This is a genomic window from Pseudonocardia alaniniphila, assembly GCF_022524485.1.
Taxonomy (GTDB): Bacteria; Actinomycetota; Actinomycetes; order Mycobacteriales; family Pseudonocardiaceae; genus Pseudonocardia; species Pseudonocardia alaniniphila.
In genome coordinates this window covers 1-16,826 of record NZ_JAKXMK010000048.1, presented here as the reverse complement: position 1 = coordinate 16,826, position 16,826 = coordinate 1, and the positions used below count along the sequence as shown (strand labels likewise).

The 16,826-nt window shown below is 72.8% G+C and carries 15 protein-coding genes; 5 read left to right on the top strand and 10 right to left on the bottom strand.

Features of this window, described 5'->3' with window-relative positions; all coding sequences use genetic code 11:
* The first annotated feature begins 9 nt into the window (after window positions 1-9).
* From MMF94_RS39015 to MMF94_RS39000, 4 genes are all read left to right on the top strand, one after another.
* Window positions 10-1,068 carry a tellurite resistance/C4-dicarboxylate transporter family protein gene (locus MMF94_RS39015; RefSeq protein ID WP_241042519.1) on the top strand — a complete coding sequence of 353 codons (1,059 nt, stop codon included), beginning with the start codon at window positions 10-12 and terminating at the stop codon, window positions 1,066-1,068.
* A gap of 60 nt (window positions 1,069-1,128) precedes the next feature.
* Window positions 1,129-2,088: a phosphotransferase family protein gene (locus tag MMF94_RS39010; RefSeq protein ID WP_241042518.1), complete on the top strand. Its 960-nt coding sequence runs from the start codon at window positions 1,129-1,131 to the stop codon at window positions 2,086-2,088.
* A 13-nt stretch (window positions 2,089-2,101) separates the two neighbouring features.
* Window positions 2,102-3,067, top strand: a complete 966-nt coding sequence (locus MMF94_RS39005; protein WP_241042517.1) for a phosphotransferase — start codon at window positions 2,102-2,104, stop codon at window positions 3,065-3,067.
* 81 nt (window positions 3,068-3,148) lie between these two features.
* Complete coding sequence (locus tag MMF94_RS39000; protein ID WP_241042516.1) at window positions 3,149-3,655, top strand: DUF1707 domain-containing protein; 507 nt, start codon at window positions 3,149-3,151, stop codon at window positions 3,653-3,655.
* A 12-nt stretch (window positions 3,656-3,667) separates the two neighbouring features.
* Here the strand turns inward: MMF94_RS39000 and MMF94_RS38995 are convergent, their stop codons facing one another.
* From MMF94_RS38995 to MMF94_RS38950, 10 genes are all read right to left on the bottom strand, one after another.
* The gene (locus MMF94_RS38995) at window positions 3,668-4,303 is read right to left on the bottom strand and encodes an NUDIX domain-containing protein (RefSeq protein WP_241042515.1); all 636 of its coding nucleotides are present in this window, start codon (window positions 4,301-4,303) and stop codon (window positions 3,668-3,670) included.
* Window positions 4,300-6,015: a CTP synthase gene (locus MMF94_RS38990; RefSeq protein WP_241042514.1), complete on the bottom strand. Its 1,716-nt coding sequence runs from the start codon at window positions 6,013-6,015 to the stop codon at window positions 4,300-4,302. The genes MMF94_RS38995 and MMF94_RS38990 overlap by 4 nt, the downstream gene beginning before the upstream one ends.
* 127 nt (window positions 6,016-6,142) lie before the next feature.
* Window positions 6,143-7,063, bottom strand: a complete 921-nt coding sequence (locus MMF94_RS38985) for a copper transporter (RefSeq protein WP_241042555.1) — start codon at window positions 7,061-7,063, stop codon at window positions 6,143-6,145.
* Window positions 7,060-8,244 carry a putative cytokinetic ring protein SteA gene (gene steA / locus MMF94_RS38980; RefSeq protein WP_241042513.1) on the bottom strand — a complete coding sequence of 395 codons (1,185 nt, stop codon included), beginning with the start codon at window positions 8,242-8,244 and terminating at the stop codon, window positions 7,060-7,062. The genes MMF94_RS38985 and steA overlap by 4 nt, the downstream gene beginning before the upstream one ends.
* A 107-nt stretch (window positions 8,245-8,351) precedes the next feature.
* On the bottom strand, window positions 8,352-10,205 hold the full coding sequence (gene recN / locus MMF94_RS38975; protein ID WP_241042512.1) for a DNA repair protein RecN: 1,854 nt from the start codon (window positions 10,203-10,205) through the stop codon (window positions 8,352-8,354).
* Between the two features lie 34 nt (window positions 10,206-10,239).
* Complete coding sequence (locus MMF94_RS38970; protein ID WP_241042511.1) at window positions 10,240-11,154, bottom strand: NAD kinase; 915 nt, start codon at window positions 11,152-11,154, stop codon at window positions 10,240-10,242.
* The gene (locus MMF94_RS38965; RefSeq protein WP_241042554.1) at window positions 11,151-11,942 is read right to left on the bottom strand and encodes a TlyA family RNA methyltransferase; all 792 of its coding nucleotides are present in this window, start codon (window positions 11,940-11,942) and stop codon (window positions 11,151-11,153) included. Before MMF94_RS38965 ends, MMF94_RS38970 begins: the two co-directional genes overlap by 4 nt.
* Before the next feature lie 2 nt (window positions 11,943-11,944).
* On the bottom strand, window positions 11,945-12,127 hold the full coding sequence (locus tag MMF94_RS38960; protein ID WP_241042510.1) for a hypothetical protein: 183 nt from the start codon (window positions 12,125-12,127) through the stop codon (window positions 11,945-11,947).
* Complete coding sequence (locus tag MMF94_RS38955) at window positions 12,124-13,251, bottom strand: HAD-IIA family hydrolase (protein ID WP_241042509.1); 1,128 nt, start codon at window positions 13,249-13,251, stop codon at window positions 12,124-12,126. Before MMF94_RS38955 ends, MMF94_RS38960 begins: the two co-directional genes overlap by 4 nt.
* Window positions 13,248-14,471 carry a hypothetical protein gene (locus MMF94_RS38950; protein WP_241042508.1) on the bottom strand — a complete coding sequence of 408 codons (1,224 nt, stop codon included), beginning with the start codon at window positions 14,469-14,471 and terminating at the stop codon, window positions 13,248-13,250. Before MMF94_RS38950 ends, MMF94_RS38955 begins: the two co-directional genes overlap by 4 nt.
* Between MMF94_RS38950 and MMF94_RS38945 the strand changes: the two genes are divergently transcribed.
* The gene (locus tag MMF94_RS38945) at window positions 14,406-16,046 is read left to right on the top strand and encodes a hypothetical protein (RefSeq protein WP_241042507.1); all 1,641 of its coding nucleotides are present in this window, start codon (window positions 14,406-14,408) and stop codon (window positions 16,044-16,046) included. The two genes, MMF94_RS38950 and MMF94_RS38945, sit on opposite strands and share 66 nt — an antisense overlap.
* The last annotated feature ends 780 nt before the right edge of the window (window positions 16,047-16,826 follow it).

Genomic DNA, 16,826 nt, shown 5'->3' with positions numbered 1-16,826 from the left:
GGAGGCGACATGGGTAAGCCTACGAGCGGGGAGGCGGGTCTCGAAACCCAGCCGGGGCCGAGCCCACTGGCGTCGTACTTCCCCGGCTACTTCGCGATGGTGATGGCCACGGGCATCATCGCGATCGGGTGCCGGTCGCTCGGCATCCCCTGGCTCGGCGAGGTGCTCTACGTCATCGCCGCCGTGGCCTACGTCGTCATCGCGGCGCTCACGACAGCCCGGCTCGTCCGCTACCCGAGGCTCGTGACGGCCGACATCACGAGTCACGCCAAGGGCTTCGCGTTCACCACCGCCGTGGCCGGCACCGAGGTGCTCGGCACAGCGAGCCTGATCCTCTTCGGCTGGTGGCAGCTCGCCCTGGCCCTGTGGTGGGTCGGCGTCGCCCTGTGGGCCGTGCTGGTCTACACAACGCTCATCGCCGTCGTGCTGTCCGTGGAGAAGCCCGGCTTCGGCGCCATCAACGGAACCTGGTTCCTGCTCACCGTCTCGACCGAGTCGATCGCCGTGCTCGGTGCGCTGCTGCAACCGCAGCTCGGTGGTGAAGCGCTCGCCTTCACCTGCCTCGCGTTCTTCTGCCTCGGAATCCTGCTCTACGTGATCGTCATGACGATGATCTTCACGCGCTGGACCTTCTACCGCCTCCGCCCTGCCGACGAGGACCCACCGACCTGGATCGCCGCCGGAGCCGTGGCGATCACCGCACTGGCCGGCTCGAACCTGCTCCTCGCCCGCACCGCGGACCCGCTGCTCGAACGCATGGCACCCGCGATCGAACTGTTCGTCGTGCTGGCGTGGGCGACCGCGACGTTCTGGTTCCCACTCATGATCGCGATCGGCGTGTGGAAGCACATCGTGAACCGCTTCCCGCTGCGCTACCACCCCTCGTACTGGGCGCTGGTCTTCCCGCTGGGCATGTACGCGGTCGCCACCTTCAAGATGAGACTCGCGATCGAGCTCGGCATGCTCGCCTGGCTACCCGTGGTGGCGCTGGCGATCGCATTGGTCGCGTGGGCAGCGACCTTCTTCGGCCTCATCCACCACGTCACGCGCGCGACGACCGCCGGTTGACCTGGCATCCCGCCACGCTCGACCGGCTCACCGTCGTCGCGAAGAAGCATGATGGTCTCCATGGTGGCGTTGCCGGTGACCGCGACGGTGCAGGAGATCCTCGGGGCCGCCGGGCTGTGGCGCGGCGCCGAGCTCATGCTCGATGCGGCCGTGACGATCGCCAGCCCCAGCTGGTGGGGAGCCGACTCTCGGCGATGGTCGGTGCGCTCACCCGTCCCCGACCAGGTGGTGGGCACCGCAGCGTTCGTGAAGGTCATGGAGCCGCATGCGCACGCCTACGTCGATCTCGCATCGGCGTTCGCCCTCGCCCGGGAGGCGGGCGACGCCGGGATCGGGCCCCGCGTCCACCTCGCCGACGTCGACCGCGGTCTGCTCGTGATGGAGGACCTCACCGGGCTCGCCGCCACCGCCACACTCGACCGGTTCGACGACCTCGACCGCGTCGAGCAGCTCGTGGCGCTACGGCGGAAGGTGCACGGCCTCCCCGGCTGCACGCGCCGCGCCACGGTCTTCGACGACATTCGCGACGTGCACCGGCTCGTCGTCGACGCCGGCGGCGCGCTGCCGGAGGACTTCCCGTGGATGGTGCGCATGCTCGGCACGGCCGAGGAGCGGATCGCAGCGAGCGGCTACGACCTCGTGCCCTGCCACGGCGACGGCAACGTCTCCAACGTCCTCATCGCGCACGGGGACGGAAGCCTTCGGCTCGTCGACTGGGACTGCGCCGCGCTCATGGACCCGCTGCAGGACCTCGGTGTGCTGCTGCAGGAGCTGGGTACGTCCGACGTCGACGCCCGGGCGGTGTTCGAGATGTACTGGGGCACCTCGGACGACGCCCTGCTCGACCGGTGCCGCGTGTACGGCATCGCCGACTCGGTCCGCTGGGGCCTCGTCGGCGCCTACGCCGACGCCGCGCGCCCGGGCACCCACGAGTACGCGAAGTTCTCCGGCTGGCAGTTCCTGCGCGCCCGGGCGGGCCTGCGCGACCCACATTTCGACGACAGGCTGCGGAGCCTCTAGTGGCGGCATGCTCATGACTGACGACACCGTGGGCCGTGTCCTCGGCACGGCCCGCACCGACGCCGAACGCGCGGTGGAGAAGGCGCTGGGCGCCGTCACGGCCTGGTCCGGCAGGCACATCCGGTACGCACCCGTCTCCGGCGGCCTGCAGAACAGCAACTGGTGCCTCACGGTGGAGGGCGCGCCCAGCCGGTACTTCATGAAGATCCCCGGCGCAGGCAGCGAGGCCTTCATCGACCGCGCGGCCGCGAACCAGGCGGCCCGGCTGGCGGACAGCTTGGGGATCGGGCCGGGGATGGTGCTCTTCGACGCCGGCAGCGGAGTCGAGGTGGCCGAGTTCCTCGAGCACTACCGAGCCTGCACCACCGGCGATCTCACGCGGCCCGAGCTCGCGCACCAGGCGATCGCGCTCTACCGGACGCTCCACTCGGGCGAGCCGCTCTCCCTCACCAAGACCGTCTTCGACATGATCGACGAGCACCTGGACCAGGTGCGGGAGCTCGGGGCTGCCCTGCCTGCGGACACGGACCTGATACTCGCCGAGTACGCGGCGGCCAGGAAGGCACTCGAGGCCACGGGCATGGACCTCGTCCCGTGCCACAACGACTCCAAGCCCGGCAACTTCCTCATCGGCTCCGGGGCCGGCGCCCTGCCGATGAAGATGATCGACTTCGAGTTCGCGTCCAACAACGACCGCGCCTACGACCTGGCCGTGCTCGTCACCGAGATGTTCTCCGGCGAGAGGCAGACCCTGGAGCTCGTCGAGGCCTACTACGGCTGCGCCACCCGTCCCCTGACCGCGCGGGTGCAGCTGTTCACCGCCCTGGCCGACCTCAAATGGGGTCTGTGGGGATGTCTGCAGAGCAGGCTGAACCAGGCATGGGGCTTCGACTACCACAAGTACGGGCTCTGGAAGCTCATGCGGTGCCGGATGACGATCGGCGACCACCGCTGGCCGGCCTGGCTGGAGGCCGTGTGACCGATCCGGACGAAAGAGACATGGAAGCCACACGCCTCATGCATGGGCACGGAGGCATGAACCCCCGGTACCGTCGTTGACATGAGCACGCCCGGCCCCCGTCCCATGCGCATCGGCAATACGGAGCGGGAAGCGGCCGTGCGCGCCCTCGGGGAGCACTACGCGCAGGGCCGGCTCGACCAGGAGGAGTACGAGGAGCGCACGACCGCCGCGTACGCCGCCCGCACCAGCGATGATCTCGTGCCGCTCTTCGAGGACCTCCCCCACGACGAGCAGACCACCACCGTGCTGCCTGCGCCCACCGTCGCCACGCCCGCCCGCCGTTACCCGCGCGACCCCGAAGCGCCGTACGGACGCGAGCCGACGACCGGGATGCCCTACTCCGATCGGTACAAGGTCGTGGCCGGCGTGCTGCAACTGCTGCTGCCGTTCGGGATCGGGCGGTTCTACACCGGCCACATGGGGATCGCCGTCGCCCAGCTGCTGCTCTCGTTCGTCGTCATCGGCGTGGTCTGGGCCTTCATCGACGGCATCGTGATCCTCGCCGGGCGCCCCACCGACCCGCGTGGACGTCCCCTGCGCCCCTGATTCGACCCGCCCTTACTCCGTCTGGCGCTTCCGCTCGGCGAAGCGCGTGGGCCGGTCCTGCCACGGGGCGTCCGCGGGCCGTGCCGCCGCGGGCACACCGGAGATGGCATGAGCGGCGAGCACCCCGGCCACCGTCGCCCCGTTGACGATCGTGCCCGAGAGCACCATCCGCACCGCGACGGACAGCGAGATCCAGCGGGTGGACAGGTCCGCCTCCTCGTCGTCACCCAGCTCCGGGCGGCCGACCTCGGTGAGGTCACGCGCGAGGTACACCCGCACCGACTCGTCGGAGAAGCCCGGCGAGGCCACGACGTCGACCAGCGTGGACCACTCGGCGGCGGCCAGCCCGGCCTCTTCCGCGAGTTCGCGCTTCGCGGTGTCGAGCGGGTTCTCCCCGTCGACGTCGAGCAGGCCGGCAGGCAGCTCCCAGAGCCGCCGTCCCACCGGGTGGCGGTACTGGTGGATCATCATCAGCCGGTCGTCCGCATCCAGGGCCGCGATCGCGACGGCTCCCGGGTGCTCCAGGATCTCCCGGACGGCGACACCCCCGCCGGGCATCACCACCTCGTCGGCGCGCAGCGCCATCACCGCGCCGGCGTAGATGTCATTGCTCGCCTTGACCGGAAAGTCGTGACGCGGGGCGGTCATGACGGCGCTCCGTTGACCCCGGCCGCCGCACGTTCGCGGGCGGGCAGCTCCACCGGCAGCCGGTCGGCGGCCCGGTAGTCGAGAGCGGCCCGGACGAACGCGCTGAACAGCGGGTGCGGACGCGTCGGGCGGCTCTTGAGCTCCGGGTGCGCCTGCGTGCCGACGAAGAACGGGTGGACGTCGACCGGAAGTTCGACGAACTCCACCAGCGTGCCGTCCGGCGAGGTGCCGCCGAACACCAGGCCGGCCTCCTCCAACCGTTTGCGATATGCGTTGTTGACCTCGTATCGGTGCCGGTGCCGCTCCGACACCTCCCGGCTGCCGTACGCCCCCGCGACCACGGTGCCGGCACCGAGGGTGGCGGGGTAGGCCCCGAGCCGCATCGTGCCGCCCATATCGCGCTGGCCTGCGACGACGTCACGCTGGTCGGCCATCGTCGAGATCACCGGATGCGGGGTGCGCTCGTCGAACTCGCTGGAGTTGGCGTCGCTCAGGTTCGCGAGCGAGCGCGCTGCCTCGATCACCATGCACTGCAACCCGAGGCACAGGCCGAGGACGGGGATGCGGCGCGTGCGAGCGTGCCGGACGGCGCCGAGCTTGCCCTCGATCCCGCGCACACCGAAGCCGCCGGGAATCAGGACGCCGTCCATGCCTTCCAACGCGGCCGCCGCACCCGCGGGGGTGCGGCACTCGTCCGACTGCACCCACACGATCTCGACACGCGCGCGATGGGCGAACCCGCCCGCGCGCAGCGCCTCCGTGACCGAGAGATAGGCATCGGGGAGGTCGACGTACTTGCCGACGAGCGCGATCCGCGCCGTCTCGTCGGGATGGTGGACGCGGTCGAGCAGGTTGCCCCACACCGTCCAGTCGACGTCCCGGAAGGGCAGCGAGAGCCTGCGCACCACGTACGCGTCGAGTCCCTCCCGGTGCAGCACGCGGGGGATGTCGTAGATCGAGGGCGCGTCGGGGGCGGCGACGACACCGTCGGTTTCCACGTCGCACATGAGGCTGATCTTGCGCTTCATGTCGTCCGGGATCTCCCGGTCGGCACGCAGCACCAGCGCGTCGGGCTGGATACCGATGTTGCGCAGCGCCGCCACCGAGTGCTGCGTCGGCTTCGTCTTGAGCTCCCCCGACGGCGCGAGGTAGGGCACCAGCGATACGTGCAGGAAGAAGCAGTTGTCCCGGCCCACGTCGTGACGGACCTGGCGGACGGCCTCCAGGAACGGCAGCGACTCGATGTCGCCGACCGTGCCGCCCACCTCGGTGATCACGATGTCGGGCGTGATCCCGTCGTCATCGGGCTCGCCCATGGCGAGGATGCGGTCCTTGATCTCGTTGGTGATGTGCGGGATGACCTGGACCGTGTCGCCGAGGTACTCGCCACGGCGCTCCTTGGCGATCACGGACGAGTAGACCTGGCCGGTGGTGACGTTGGCGTTGCCGTGGAGGTTCCGGTCGAGGAAACGCTCGTAGTGGCCGATGTCGAGGTCGGTTTCGGCGCCGTCCTCGGTGACGAAGACCTCGCCGTGCTGGAAGGGGTTCATCGTGCCCGGATCCACGTTCAGGTAGGGATCCAGTTTCTGCATGATGACCCGGAGGCCGCGAGATGTGAGCAATTGCCCGAGGCTCGAGGCGGTCAGACCCTTACCCAGCGAGGACGCGACCCCGCCGGTGACGAACAGATGACGCGTCGCGCGAGGCTGCACGGGGTTTCAGGGTACATAGGACGCGCCGCGCCGGCCGCTCCCACCCGCCTCTTGCGACACGCCTCGCCCCATTTGCGGCCCAAAAATCACCAAAGGTGAGATCCCGACCGCCCACCGTGATCGGGCGTCACGCCGCAGGCGCCGCGCCGTCGGCGGCCGTCGTGGCGGTGCCGTAGCGCCCCGCACGCCCGTCGAGCTGCTCGCGCAGCGCCAGCACCGCCGAGACCTGACCGGCGCCGGTCTGCACGTCGTCGACCGTGGAGAGCGAGGCGGTGACATTCGGGTCGGCCCTGGCCACCCCGACGGGCCCCGTCGCGTCGGCCGAACCCGTGCGACCCGCGAGCACCGCACCGCCTCCGGCCCGGTCGAGCTGCGCCGCCAGGCGCGCCGTGACGGCCGCCGCGTCGGCGCCGTCGATGCCCGGGACGGCGCCGCCGGTGAGCACGAGCACCAGATCGGCCGGGCGGGGCCGTTCCCCCGGCGTCACGAACCCGGAGGACATGAGCCCGGTGAGCACCGCGTCGGCCTGCTCCGGCGTGACCTGCCCGGACGACTTCAGCAGGACGCCACTCAGAAGACCACCCACCAGGCTGCCGGTGTCGGACGCGGCGGGCAGCTGCGCTCCGGTCGGCAGCAGCTGCGAGGTGAGCTCACGAAGCTGGTCGGCACGCGCCGGGTCGCCGACGGCGTCGGTCAGGGCGATCTCGCCGCCTATCGAGGCTCCCGACGGCCCGAGCAGCGCCCGCACGGCGTCGCGGTCGGCGGGGTCGGCGCCCACGGTCACCAGCGCGACGGTCCGGCCCTGCAGCAGCCCCCGGACCGCCGCCGGGCCGGTGCGCCGCGCGAACTCGTCGGCGCTTCGCTGGGCGGCGGCCAAGGCATCACGCTGCGCCGTCAGCGTCTGGACCTGCCCGCCGAGGTCGTCGGCCCGCGCGGCGACGGCCGAGAGCAACCGGTCCGACACACCGCTCGCGCCCAGCACGACGCCGACCGCGAGCGCGAGGAACACGGCACCGATCGACACCGCGTGGTAGCGCAGGGAGATCACCGAAGCCATCCCGTGACGTGATCGAGGAGCGCTCTCCAGCTCTGGCTCAACCACGTCACCGCGGCATCGCCCGCGTGCGAGACGAGCAGAGCGGTGGCGAGCGCCACCAGCGCGGCGACGACCATCAGCAGGATCGCCCCGGACGTGATGCGGCTGCGGTAGAGCGTGGCGATCACCCGGCCGTCGACGAGGATGCCGCCGAGCTGCAACCGCGTGAGGAACGTCGAGGCGTTGCTTCCCGAACGCCCGCGATCGAGGAACTCGGCCATGCTCGCGGACAGCCCCACGGTGACCACGAGCGACGCGCCGTCGTGCGCGGCGATCAGCAGCGCGAGGTCCTCGGCGTTGGCCGTGCTCGGGAACGTCACAGCCCCGGCCCCGAGATCCTGCACACGGTGCAGGCCAGGGGCGTGACCGTCGGCGAATGCCGGGACGACGACGTCGGCGCCGCAGGTGAGCGCCTCGGTGGACACCTCGCTCGGGTCGCCGACGATGAGCTGCGGCCGGTATCCGGCCGCGAGCAGCACGTCCGCCCCGGCCCCGACCCCCACCAACACGGGTCGCTGGTCCCGGATGAAGTGTTTGAGCTGCGCGAGCTCCGCCGCGTGGTCGAACCCGGCGGCGACCACGAGCACCTGCCGGCCGGCCAGCTCGACCTCGACCTGGGGGACACCCGCGCCGTCCAGCAGCATCGCGCGCTCGCTGCGCATGAACTCGATCGTGTTGGCCGCGAACGCCTCGAGCTGGTGGCTGAGCCCGGACTTCGCCTCCACCATGGCGTCGGCCACCATGTCGGCGGTCTGCTCGATGCCATCGGCGAGGCGCAGCTCGCCCGCGTACACGATGCCGTCGAGCAGCCGGATGCGGCTGCCGTCCTTGATGGCGTGCAACGCCTCGGCGCCGACGTCGTCGACCAGCATGATTCCCGAATCGATGAGCGCCTCCGGGCCCAGGTTCGGGAATCGCCCGGAGATCGACGGGGACGCGTTGACGACAGCCACCACCCCCGCCGCGACGAGGGCGTCCGCGGTGGCTCGATCGAGGTCGACCTGGTCGAGCACCGCGATCTCCCCCGGTTTGATGCGGCGGAGCAGACCGTCGGTGCGCCGGTCGACCCGCGCAGTGCCCGCGAGCCCCGGGAGCACGGGCCGCGAGCGGTGCAACAGACCGGAGATCTTCATTCCAGGCACCCGCCTTCCATGGTGGCACTGTGGCATCCGGTGCTGTCGACACGACGAAGGCACGCCGAGCGATCACCCGCACGCACGGAGCGAGACGAACGCGACTATCAGGCGCGAGTAGCCGCTCTCCGGCGACTCTTCGCCGCAGTACTGCCCGCCCCGGCGCTCTTCGGGCCGGCGCCGTTCACGGCGGCGCGGCCCGCGGCTGCGCGGTCGGCCTCACGGTGGGCCCGGGCCGCTCCCAGCAGTTCCTCGGCGTGGGCGCGGCCCGTGTCGGTGTCGTCGAGCCCTGCCAGCATCCGCGCGAGCTCGACGATGCGGTCGCTCTCGGCCAGCGTGCGCACCCGGCTACGGGTGGGGCCACCGCCGTCGCGCGCCGACTTGTCGACCACGAGATGCCGGTCGGCGTAGGCAGCGACCTGGGGCAGATGCGTCACCACGATCACCTGGTGGCGCGCCGCGAGCCGGGCCAGCCGCCGCCCGATCTCCACCGCGGCCCGCCCGCCGACGCCGGCGTCGACCTCGTCGAACACCATCGTGGGCACGGGGTCGGCCCCCGCGAGCGCCACCTCCAGCGCCAGCATCACGCGCGAGAGCTCCCCGCCGGACGCTCCCCTGTGCAGGGGCAGCGGCGAGGCACCGGCGTGCGCCACCAGCCGCAGCTCCACCTCGTCGACGCCGTCGGTGCCGGCCACGAGCGTGGCGGACCCGACCAGGAGCGCGTCGGCCGCACCGGGCCCGGCCTCGCGCGGGACAACGGCGACGAGCAGCCGCGCATCGGCCATCGCCAGCCCGCCCAGCTCGGCGGTGGTGTCGGCCGCCAGCCGAGCGGCGGCCTCGGTGCGGGCGGCGGTGACGGCCGCAGCGTGCTCGGCCAGCTCGACGCCCAGTGCGTCGCGGCGCGCGGCCAGCGCCGCGAGTGCCTCGTCGGACGTGTCGAGCCCGGCCAGCCGCTCCTCGGCGGCCTCGGCCCAGGCGATCACGCCGTCGATGTCGGCGGCGTACTTGCGGGTGAGTGCCTTGAGCTCGGCCTGCCGGGACAGCACGGACGCCAGCCGTTCCGGGTCGGCGTCGAGCCGGTCGAGGTAGCCGGTGAGCTCGGTGCCGACGTCGCCGAGCAGCGCGAGCACCTCGTGCAGCCGCGCGTCGAGCATGGTGAGGGCCGGGTCGCCCGCGCCGGCGAGACGGTGGCGCGCGTCGCCGATCAGCGCCAGTGCGCCCGGCGCGTCCGGGTCGCCGTCCTCGGGGCCGATGAGCGCGAGCTGGGCACCGGCGGCGACCTCGCGCAGCTCGTCGGCCGCGGACAGCCGGTGGGCCAGCTCGGTCAGCTCGACGTCCTCACCGGGCTGGGGGTCGACCGCCCTGATCTCGGTGAGCCCGTGGCGCAGCAGGTCGGCCTCCTGGGCGAGCCGCCGCGCCCCGTCCCGCCGCTCGACGAGCTCGGCGGCCACGCGCTGCCACTCGGCCCGCACGGCCCGGTAGCGCTCCAGCGGCTCGGCCACGACGTCGCCGGCGAAGCGATCCAGCAAGGCCCGCTGCTCGGCCGGGCGCAGGAGCCGCAGTTGGTCGTTCTGCCCGTGGACGGCGAGCGTGACCTCGGCGAGCCGGGACAGCACCCCGACAGGAACCGACCGCCCGCCCAGGTGCGCTCTGGACCGGCCGTCGGCGCTGACGGTGCGGACCGCGATGAGGGTGCCGTCCTCGTCGGCGTCGGCGCCCACTTCGTCGGCGACCTTCAGCGCCGCCGGGTCGGCGCTGAAACGCCCCTCGACGACGGCTCGACGTGCGCCGTCGGCCACGCGCGAGGACTCCGCCCGCCCGCCGCCGAGCAGCGACAGCCCTGTGACGACCATGGTCTTGCCCGCACCGGTCTCACCGGTGAGCACCGTGAGCCCTGGATCCAGGTCGAGCGTTGCGTCGTCGATCACGCCGAGGCCCTGGATCCGCATCTCGGCCAGCATGGGGCGAAGCGTACGGCGCCGGCCCGACAACGCCTCAGCTGCCGGACTGCGGCGCGCCGCGCCATCCCCTGACGGGCAGGTCGAACTTGCGTACCAGACGGTCGGCGAAGGGCTGCCCGTCCAACCTCACCATCCGCACGGGGTCGTTGCTGCGGGAGAGCTCGACGCGCGCCGCGGGCGGCAGCACCACGTTGCGCCGCCCGTCGCATTCCAGGACGGCAGGCGGGCCGGTCGGGTCGACCTCGATCGCCACCTCGGTGTCGGGCGCGACCACCATCGGCCGGGAGAACAGCGCATGCGCGTTGCTCGGCACCAACAGCAGCGCCTCCACCTGGGGCCACACCAGCGGGCCACCCGCGGAGAACGCATACGCGGTGGAGCCGGTGGGAGTGGCGCAGATCACTCCGTCGCACCCGAAGGCCGATACCGGCCGCCCGTCGACCTCGAGGACCACCTCGAGGATCCGCTCCCTGCTGGACTTCTCGACGGTCGCCTCGTTGAGGGCCCACGAGCGGACCAGCACGTGCCCGTTGAGGCGCGCGACGGCGTCGATCGTCATGCGTTCCTCGACGGAGTACTTGCCGTCCACGACCGCGTCGAGGGCCTCGCCCAGCGACTCCTCCTCGGTCTCGGCCAGGAACCCGACCCGTCCGAGGTTCACCCCGAGCAGCGGGACCCCCACCGGACGGGCCATCTCCGCGGCACGCAGCAGTGTGCCGTCGCCACCGAGCACGAGCACCACCTCGGCGCCCTCGGCACAGCCGGGTCGCCCTTCGACGACACGGGGGGTGAGCGAGGCGGGCAGGCCGCCGTTCTCCACCTCGGCCCACTCCTCGCCGATCACCCGGAGCCGGACGCCGGACTCGGCGAGGCGGTGCGCCACCGCCGCTGCCGTGCGCCGGTTCTTCTCCCGCCCGGCGTGCAGGACGACCAGAATCTCCCTGGTCACGGACCCTCCTCGATCGCCCTGGCCAGCACCAGGTCCTCGGCGTCCTCGCCATGTCGCGACAGCCGAAGGAAGTACTCCACATTTCCGGACGGGCCGGGCAAGGGGCTCGCCACCGCACCGCGCAGCACCAGGCCCAGCGCCCGCGCCGCGGCCGTCACCTCGGTGAGAGCCGCGAGCCGCAGGCCGGGGTCGCGCACCACCCCGCCGGCGCCGAGCCGCTGGCGGCCCACCTCGAACTGAGGCTTGACCATCGGCAGCAGCTCACCGTCGGCGCTCGTGCACGCCGTGAGCGCGGGCAGCACGGTGCGCAGCGAGATGAACGACAGGTCGGCGACGACCAGGTCGGCCGGGCCACCGATCGCGTCGGGTTCCAGCGCGCGCACGTTGGTGCGGTCGTGCACCTGCACGCGGGCGTCGCTGCGCAGCCGCCACACCAGCTGCCCGTACCCGACGTCGACGGCCACGACCTGCGCGGCGCCTCGCTCGAGCAACACGTCGGTGAACCCACCGGTGGACGCGCCGGCGTCGAGGCACCGCAACCCGGTGACATCCGTGCCGAACGCGTCGAGCGCGCCGATCAGCTTGTGCGCGCCACGGGAGGCCCACTCGCGCTCATCGCCCGCGGTGACGGTGACAGGTGTGTCCGGGTCGACGACCGTGGCGGGCTTGCCGGCCGGCACCCCGCGAACGACGACCCGGCCCTGCTCGATCAGCTCGCTCGCCTGCTGTCGCGAACGGGCATAACCGCGGCGTACCAGCTCGGCGTCGAGACGACGTCGGGTGACCACCGTCACGCAGCGCCGGAAGTTCCCGCGGCGAGTGCCTCGCCCAGCGCGGCGTGCACCCGCTCGAACGCCTCCACGTGCTCGGCGAGCGGCCGGTCGCCCAGACCGTCGAGACCCGCCATTGCGCGGGAGACGATCTCCTGCGGATCGGCGGTCCCTGGTGGAGGGCCCGGCTTGGGCACGGTCATCGGTGCTGCGCTCCCGCATCGTCGGTGCCGGTGTCGCCGCGCGCCCCGCGGGCTGCGGGCGCAGCGGCGCCGGTAGCGCCCACGGTAGCCGAGCCGGAGCCCGCCGTGCCGAGCCCGAGCGCACGCAACGCCCGCTCGGCGATGGGGCCGTCGGCAACGACCGTTGCCGCACCGCCGCCCGCCGCCCAGTGCACCGCGCACAGCGTGCGGAGGGCGTCCAGCGGCTCCGTGCCGTCGGACCCCGTGAGCGTCAGACGCCCCGGTCCGGTCACATGCGCGTCCCAACCGGGACGGTGCCCGGGCGCGAGCTCCTCGGGCGTGCGGGTGAGCGCACCGAGGTCGGCAGCGACGTAGTCGGGCCGCAAGGCGGGCGGCGCGGCGAGCAACTCCGCCGGGTCGGAGACGCCGGTCAGAACCAGGAGTGTGGGAAGACCGGCGGCGCGCCCGCCCTCGATGTCGCTGTCCAGCCGGTCACCCACCATGAGCGCGGACTTCGCCCCGGTGCGCTCCACGGCGGTGTGCAGGAGTTCAGGAGCAGGCTTGCCGGCGACCTGCGGCTCGCGTCCGGTGGCCACCCGCAGCACGGACACCATGGCGCCGTTGCCCGGCAGCAGCCCGCGTTCGGTCGGCAGGGTGGCGTCCAGGTTGCACGCCACCCACACGGCGCCGGCCCGCAGGGCGACCGATGCCTCGGCCAGCACTCGCCATCCGGTATCCGGGCTGTGCCCCTCGACCACCGCCACCGCGTCCTCGGCCCGCTCCGTGACGGCCAATCCGGCGGCGACCACCTCGGCCGCCAGCGCGTCCGTGCCGACGACAAGAACCCGGGCCCCCGCAGGCAGCTGCGCGGCAAGCATCGCCGCCGCGGCCTGCGAGCTGGTGACCACGTCACCGTCGTCGGCCGGGTAGCCGAGCTCCACCAGGTGCGCGGCCACGTCCGAGGGCCGCCGGGAGGCGTTGTTGGTGACGTAGAACGTGGGCACGCCACGTGCGAGCGCCGCCTTCACCGCCTCCACCGCACCCGGCACGGCTCCCCGACCCCGATACAGCGTGCCGTCCAGGTCGGCGAGCACTGCGTCGTGGCGGCTGAGGAGGTCGGCCGCGTCTGTCGTGTGGGTGGTCACGGCTTCGGATCCCGTGCTGAGTCACGCCCGCCGGAGTCGACCGTCGCAACCCCCTCGGCAGGAGCCTTCGCCTTCACGGCCTCGCCCACGGCGTCCTCTCCCGGTGCGTCGTCCTCGCCTGCACTGCCGGCCGGCGGTGCTGCGGTTTCCTCAGCATCGTCCACGCCCTCGGCGAGCTCCCCACCACCCAGGCCCTCATCCGCCTTCGGCGCAGCGCCCCTCTGGGCGTCCTCGGCCCGCGGGACGGAAGCCCCACCCGACTCCTCGCGAGCTTCGACCTCATCGGCCGGGGCGGTGGTCTCCTGGAGTTGCTGGTCGGCATCCTCCGCCGCGGTGCGCCCAAGCGGCTCCTCGCCACTCTCGGCATCCGCATCGGCAGACTCCCCGCTGCCCAGGGCGTCTTCAGCGGGCGAGGCGGAAGCGGAACCCGACTCCTCGCGAGCTTCGACCTCATCCGCCGGAGTGGTGGTCTCCTCGATCTCCCGGTCGGCATCCTCCGCCGCGGTGTGCCCGAGCGGCTCCTCATCGCTCTCGGCATCCGTATCGGCGGACTCCCCCCGACGCAAATCCTGCGGTTCGGGCTCCCGATCTGAGCCGTCCTCGAATTCGTCGAACTCTTCGGGACCGAACTCGATGTCCTCCTCAGGGAGCGACTCGCCGGTCAGCTCGGCAATACGGAGATCGGCGTCGGTCTCGCCGTCCGAATCGGCATTGGCGGCGTGCACGAACCATTGCAGCGCGTCGGACTCGCGCCCGGCGGCGAGCAGGTTGTCGGCGTGCGCGTAGAACAGCCGCGCGCTCCACGGATCGCGGCGGGCCGGGTCCAGCTCCGGCACCTGCAGGCTGATGACGGCGGCGTCCAGCTCACCCATGTCGCGGCGGGCCCCGGCGGCCACGATGAGCAGCTCGATGCTCTCGGCTCGATCCAGCTCACGGACCTCGGGTCCGCGGCTCAGGTCGAGCGCGCGCTCCGGACGTCCCAGTGCACGTTCGATGTCGGCCATCACCGCCAGATGCCCTGGACCACCGCCCATCCGGCGGGCGGCCCGCAGCTCGCTCAGCGCCTCCGCCCACTCGCCTGCGTGGTAGGCCGTGATGCCCGCGGCCTCCCGGACGACGGCGATCCGTGACGCCCGCGTGCGGGCGAACCGGGCGTGCTCGAGCGCGAGCGCAGGGTCCTCGTCGACGAGCATCCCGGCGGCGACGAGGTGGCGGGCCACGCTGTTCGCCGTGTCCTTCTGCAGGCCCCTGAGGTCCCGGCGGACCTCGGGATCGAGGCTTGCCGTCGTGATCTCATCGCTCAGCGGCGGCTCGGAGACACGCGCCACCGGCACGCCCTCGGTCGGACGTCCGCCCGAACGAGACGCAGCCCGCTGCGGGGGACGGCTCCCGGGCGCACCGCCCGGCCCCTCACCCCGACGCTGTCCCGCACCACGACCGCCTGCACCGCGATCGCCGGACCGGGCAGGGCGGCCCCGCTCGGCACCGTAGGAGCGCTCGGTGCGGGGACCCCTCGCCGGGCGGCCCCGATCCTCACGCTGCTCGCGGTCGGCCCGGTCATCACGGCCGCCGCGCTCACGGCCCTCGGCGCCCTCGTCGCCGGGACGGTCCGCGCGGTCGACGGGGGGATCACGCTCGTGGTCAGGTGCGGGAGTGGGCGCCGGCGAGGCGGGCCGCTCTTCGCTCTTTCGCTCCTCGACCGGCCCGCTGCTCTGCGGCTCGCGCTCGGCCCCGTGCTCCCGGCGCGTGTCCTGCGCGATGTCAGCTCGAGCGGCGTCGGCCGGCGCGGCGTCCTCCCGCGGAGCGGCCGGTCGATCGCTCGCCTGGTCTTCCGGCCGGTTGTCGCTGCTCTCCGGAAGCTCCTGGCGCGAGACCTCCGGACGGTCCGCCCATCCGCTCCCGGCGCGCTCATCCGGTCTGCCGGCGCCACGGCTGCGCGGGCGGTCGTCCCCACGGTTCGACTCGCGATCGCGGTCGTCACCCTGGTAACGACCGCGCTGACCGCCGGCCTCGCCCCGGTAGCCGCCACGGTCGCGCCGTTCGTCCCCGCGGTAGCCCCCACCGGTCTGACCCCGGTAGGACGCACGTTCGCCGCCCGAGTCGCCGCGATAGCCACGCCGATCGTCGGACCGGTACCGACCGCTCTCGCCGCCGGTCTCACCCTGGCTGCCACTCCGGTCGTCCCGGTACCGGCTCCGGTCTCCTCCGTATTCGGCACGGTTGCCGCTGCGGTCGTCGCGCCGGTATTGGCCACGCTCGCCACCGGAATCGCGGCGATAGCCACCGCTGCGATCGTCCCGGTGCTGACCACGCTCGCCACCGGACTGGCCGCGGTAGCCGCCGCCGCGGTCATCCCGGCGGTACTGGCCGCGCTCGCCGCCGGACTGGCCGCGGTGGCCGCCGCTGCGGTCATCGCGTCGGTACTGACCGCGCTCGCCACCGGATTGGCCGCGGTAGCCACTGCTGCGATCGTCGCGCGAGTACTGGCCGCGCTCGCCCCGGTAGCCGCCCCGGTCACCGGAGTCCGAACGACCCCGGTTGGACGTGCGATCGCCCCGGTCATCGGTGGTGTACCGGCTCTGCTCGCCACCGCCCGCACCGCGGTACCCGGTCCGGTCGCCGCGGTCGCCGCCCTGATAGCGGCCCCGGTCACCACCGGATTCGCCGCGATACCCCGGCCGGCCTCCACGATCGTCCCTCGCGAACCGACTCCGCTCGCCGGTGGAGCCACCGCGGTAGCCACCCCGCTCGCCGCGGTCGTCTCCTCGGTACCGGTCGTGGTCCCTGCCGCTTGAACTGCCGCGGTACTGGCCCTGCTCCCGACCGCGATCGTCACGAGGTCCGCCGCGACCGCCCTCGGGCGACCGCCGCTCGGTATTCCCGCGATCCGACCAGCCCGCGCCCCTCGGCCGGTCCTCGGACCGGCCTCGGTCCGCGCCGCCACTGCGGCTTCTGTCAGGCCGATCCCCGCGCCCACGGTCGGCGCCCGAAGCGTCGTCGCGTCGCGAATACGGCGCATCATCCGAACGTCGACGATCCGAGCCCGCGCCACTACCGGACCACCGCGAGCCGTCCGCGCCGCCGCGCTCGTACCGGCTGCCGCCTGCCGAATATCCGCGACGCTCACCGAAGCGGTCGGTACCTCGCCCACCACCGCGCGGACCATCGTCACGCCTGCGGTCGTCACGTCGGGCCGCATCGCGGTTGCCCGTGCCGCCGGCACGTCGCTCGCCGGCCCCCCATTGCGACTCGCTGCGCGGCCGATACGGGCGATCCGACTCGCGCGCGGACCAGCCCGAGCCGGTGCGCCCGCCTCCACCGCCTGCACGGTCGTCACGACGCCCGCGCTCGCCGGCGCGGCGCTCCTCGCCTCGATCCAGGCGGTCGCCGCCGCGTCCCTGCCGATTCTCTGGTCTCCGGGCCCCGTCGCGATCTTCTCGTCGCGGGCGGTTATCGCCGGAACCATCCGCGATACTCACCTGCAGATGATACAAAAAAGTGGGCCCCCGCCTTCCGGCGGGGGCCCACAACAAACGTTGAATGTCGGCGGCGACCTACTCTCCCACACCCTAACG

Coding starts and splice junctions, on each gene's coding strand:
- MMF94_RS38960 (WP_241042510.1), bottom strand. CDS start 12,127: ATGACCGTGCCCAAGCCGGGCCCTCCACCAGGGACCGCCGATCCGCAG.
- MMF94_RS39000 (WP_241042516.1), top strand. CDS start 3,149: ATGAGCACGCCCGGCCCCCGTCCCATGCGCATCGGCAATACGGAGCGG.
- MMF94_RS39005 (WP_241042517.1), top strand. CDS start 2,102: ATGACTGACGACACCGTGGGCCGTGTCCTCGGCACGGCCCGCACCGAC.
- recN (WP_241042512.1), bottom strand. CDS start 10,205: ATGCTGGCCGAGATGCGGATCCAGGGCCTCGGCGTGATCGACGACGCA.
- MMF94_RS39010 (WP_241042518.1), top strand. CDS start 1,129: ATGGTGGCGTTGCCGGTGACCGCGACGGTGCAGGAGATCCTCGGGGCC.
- MMF94_RS39015 (WP_241042519.1), top strand. CDS start 10: ATGGGTAAGCCTACGAGCGGGGAGGCGGGTCTCGAAACCCAGCCGGGG.
- steA (WP_241042513.1), bottom strand. CDS start 8,244: ATGAAGATCTCCGGTCTGTTGCACCGCTCGCGGCCCGTGCTCCCGGGG.
- MMF94_RS38995 (WP_241042515.1), bottom strand. CDS start 4,303: ATGACCGCCCCGCGTCACGACTTTCCGGTCAAGGCGAGCAATGACATC.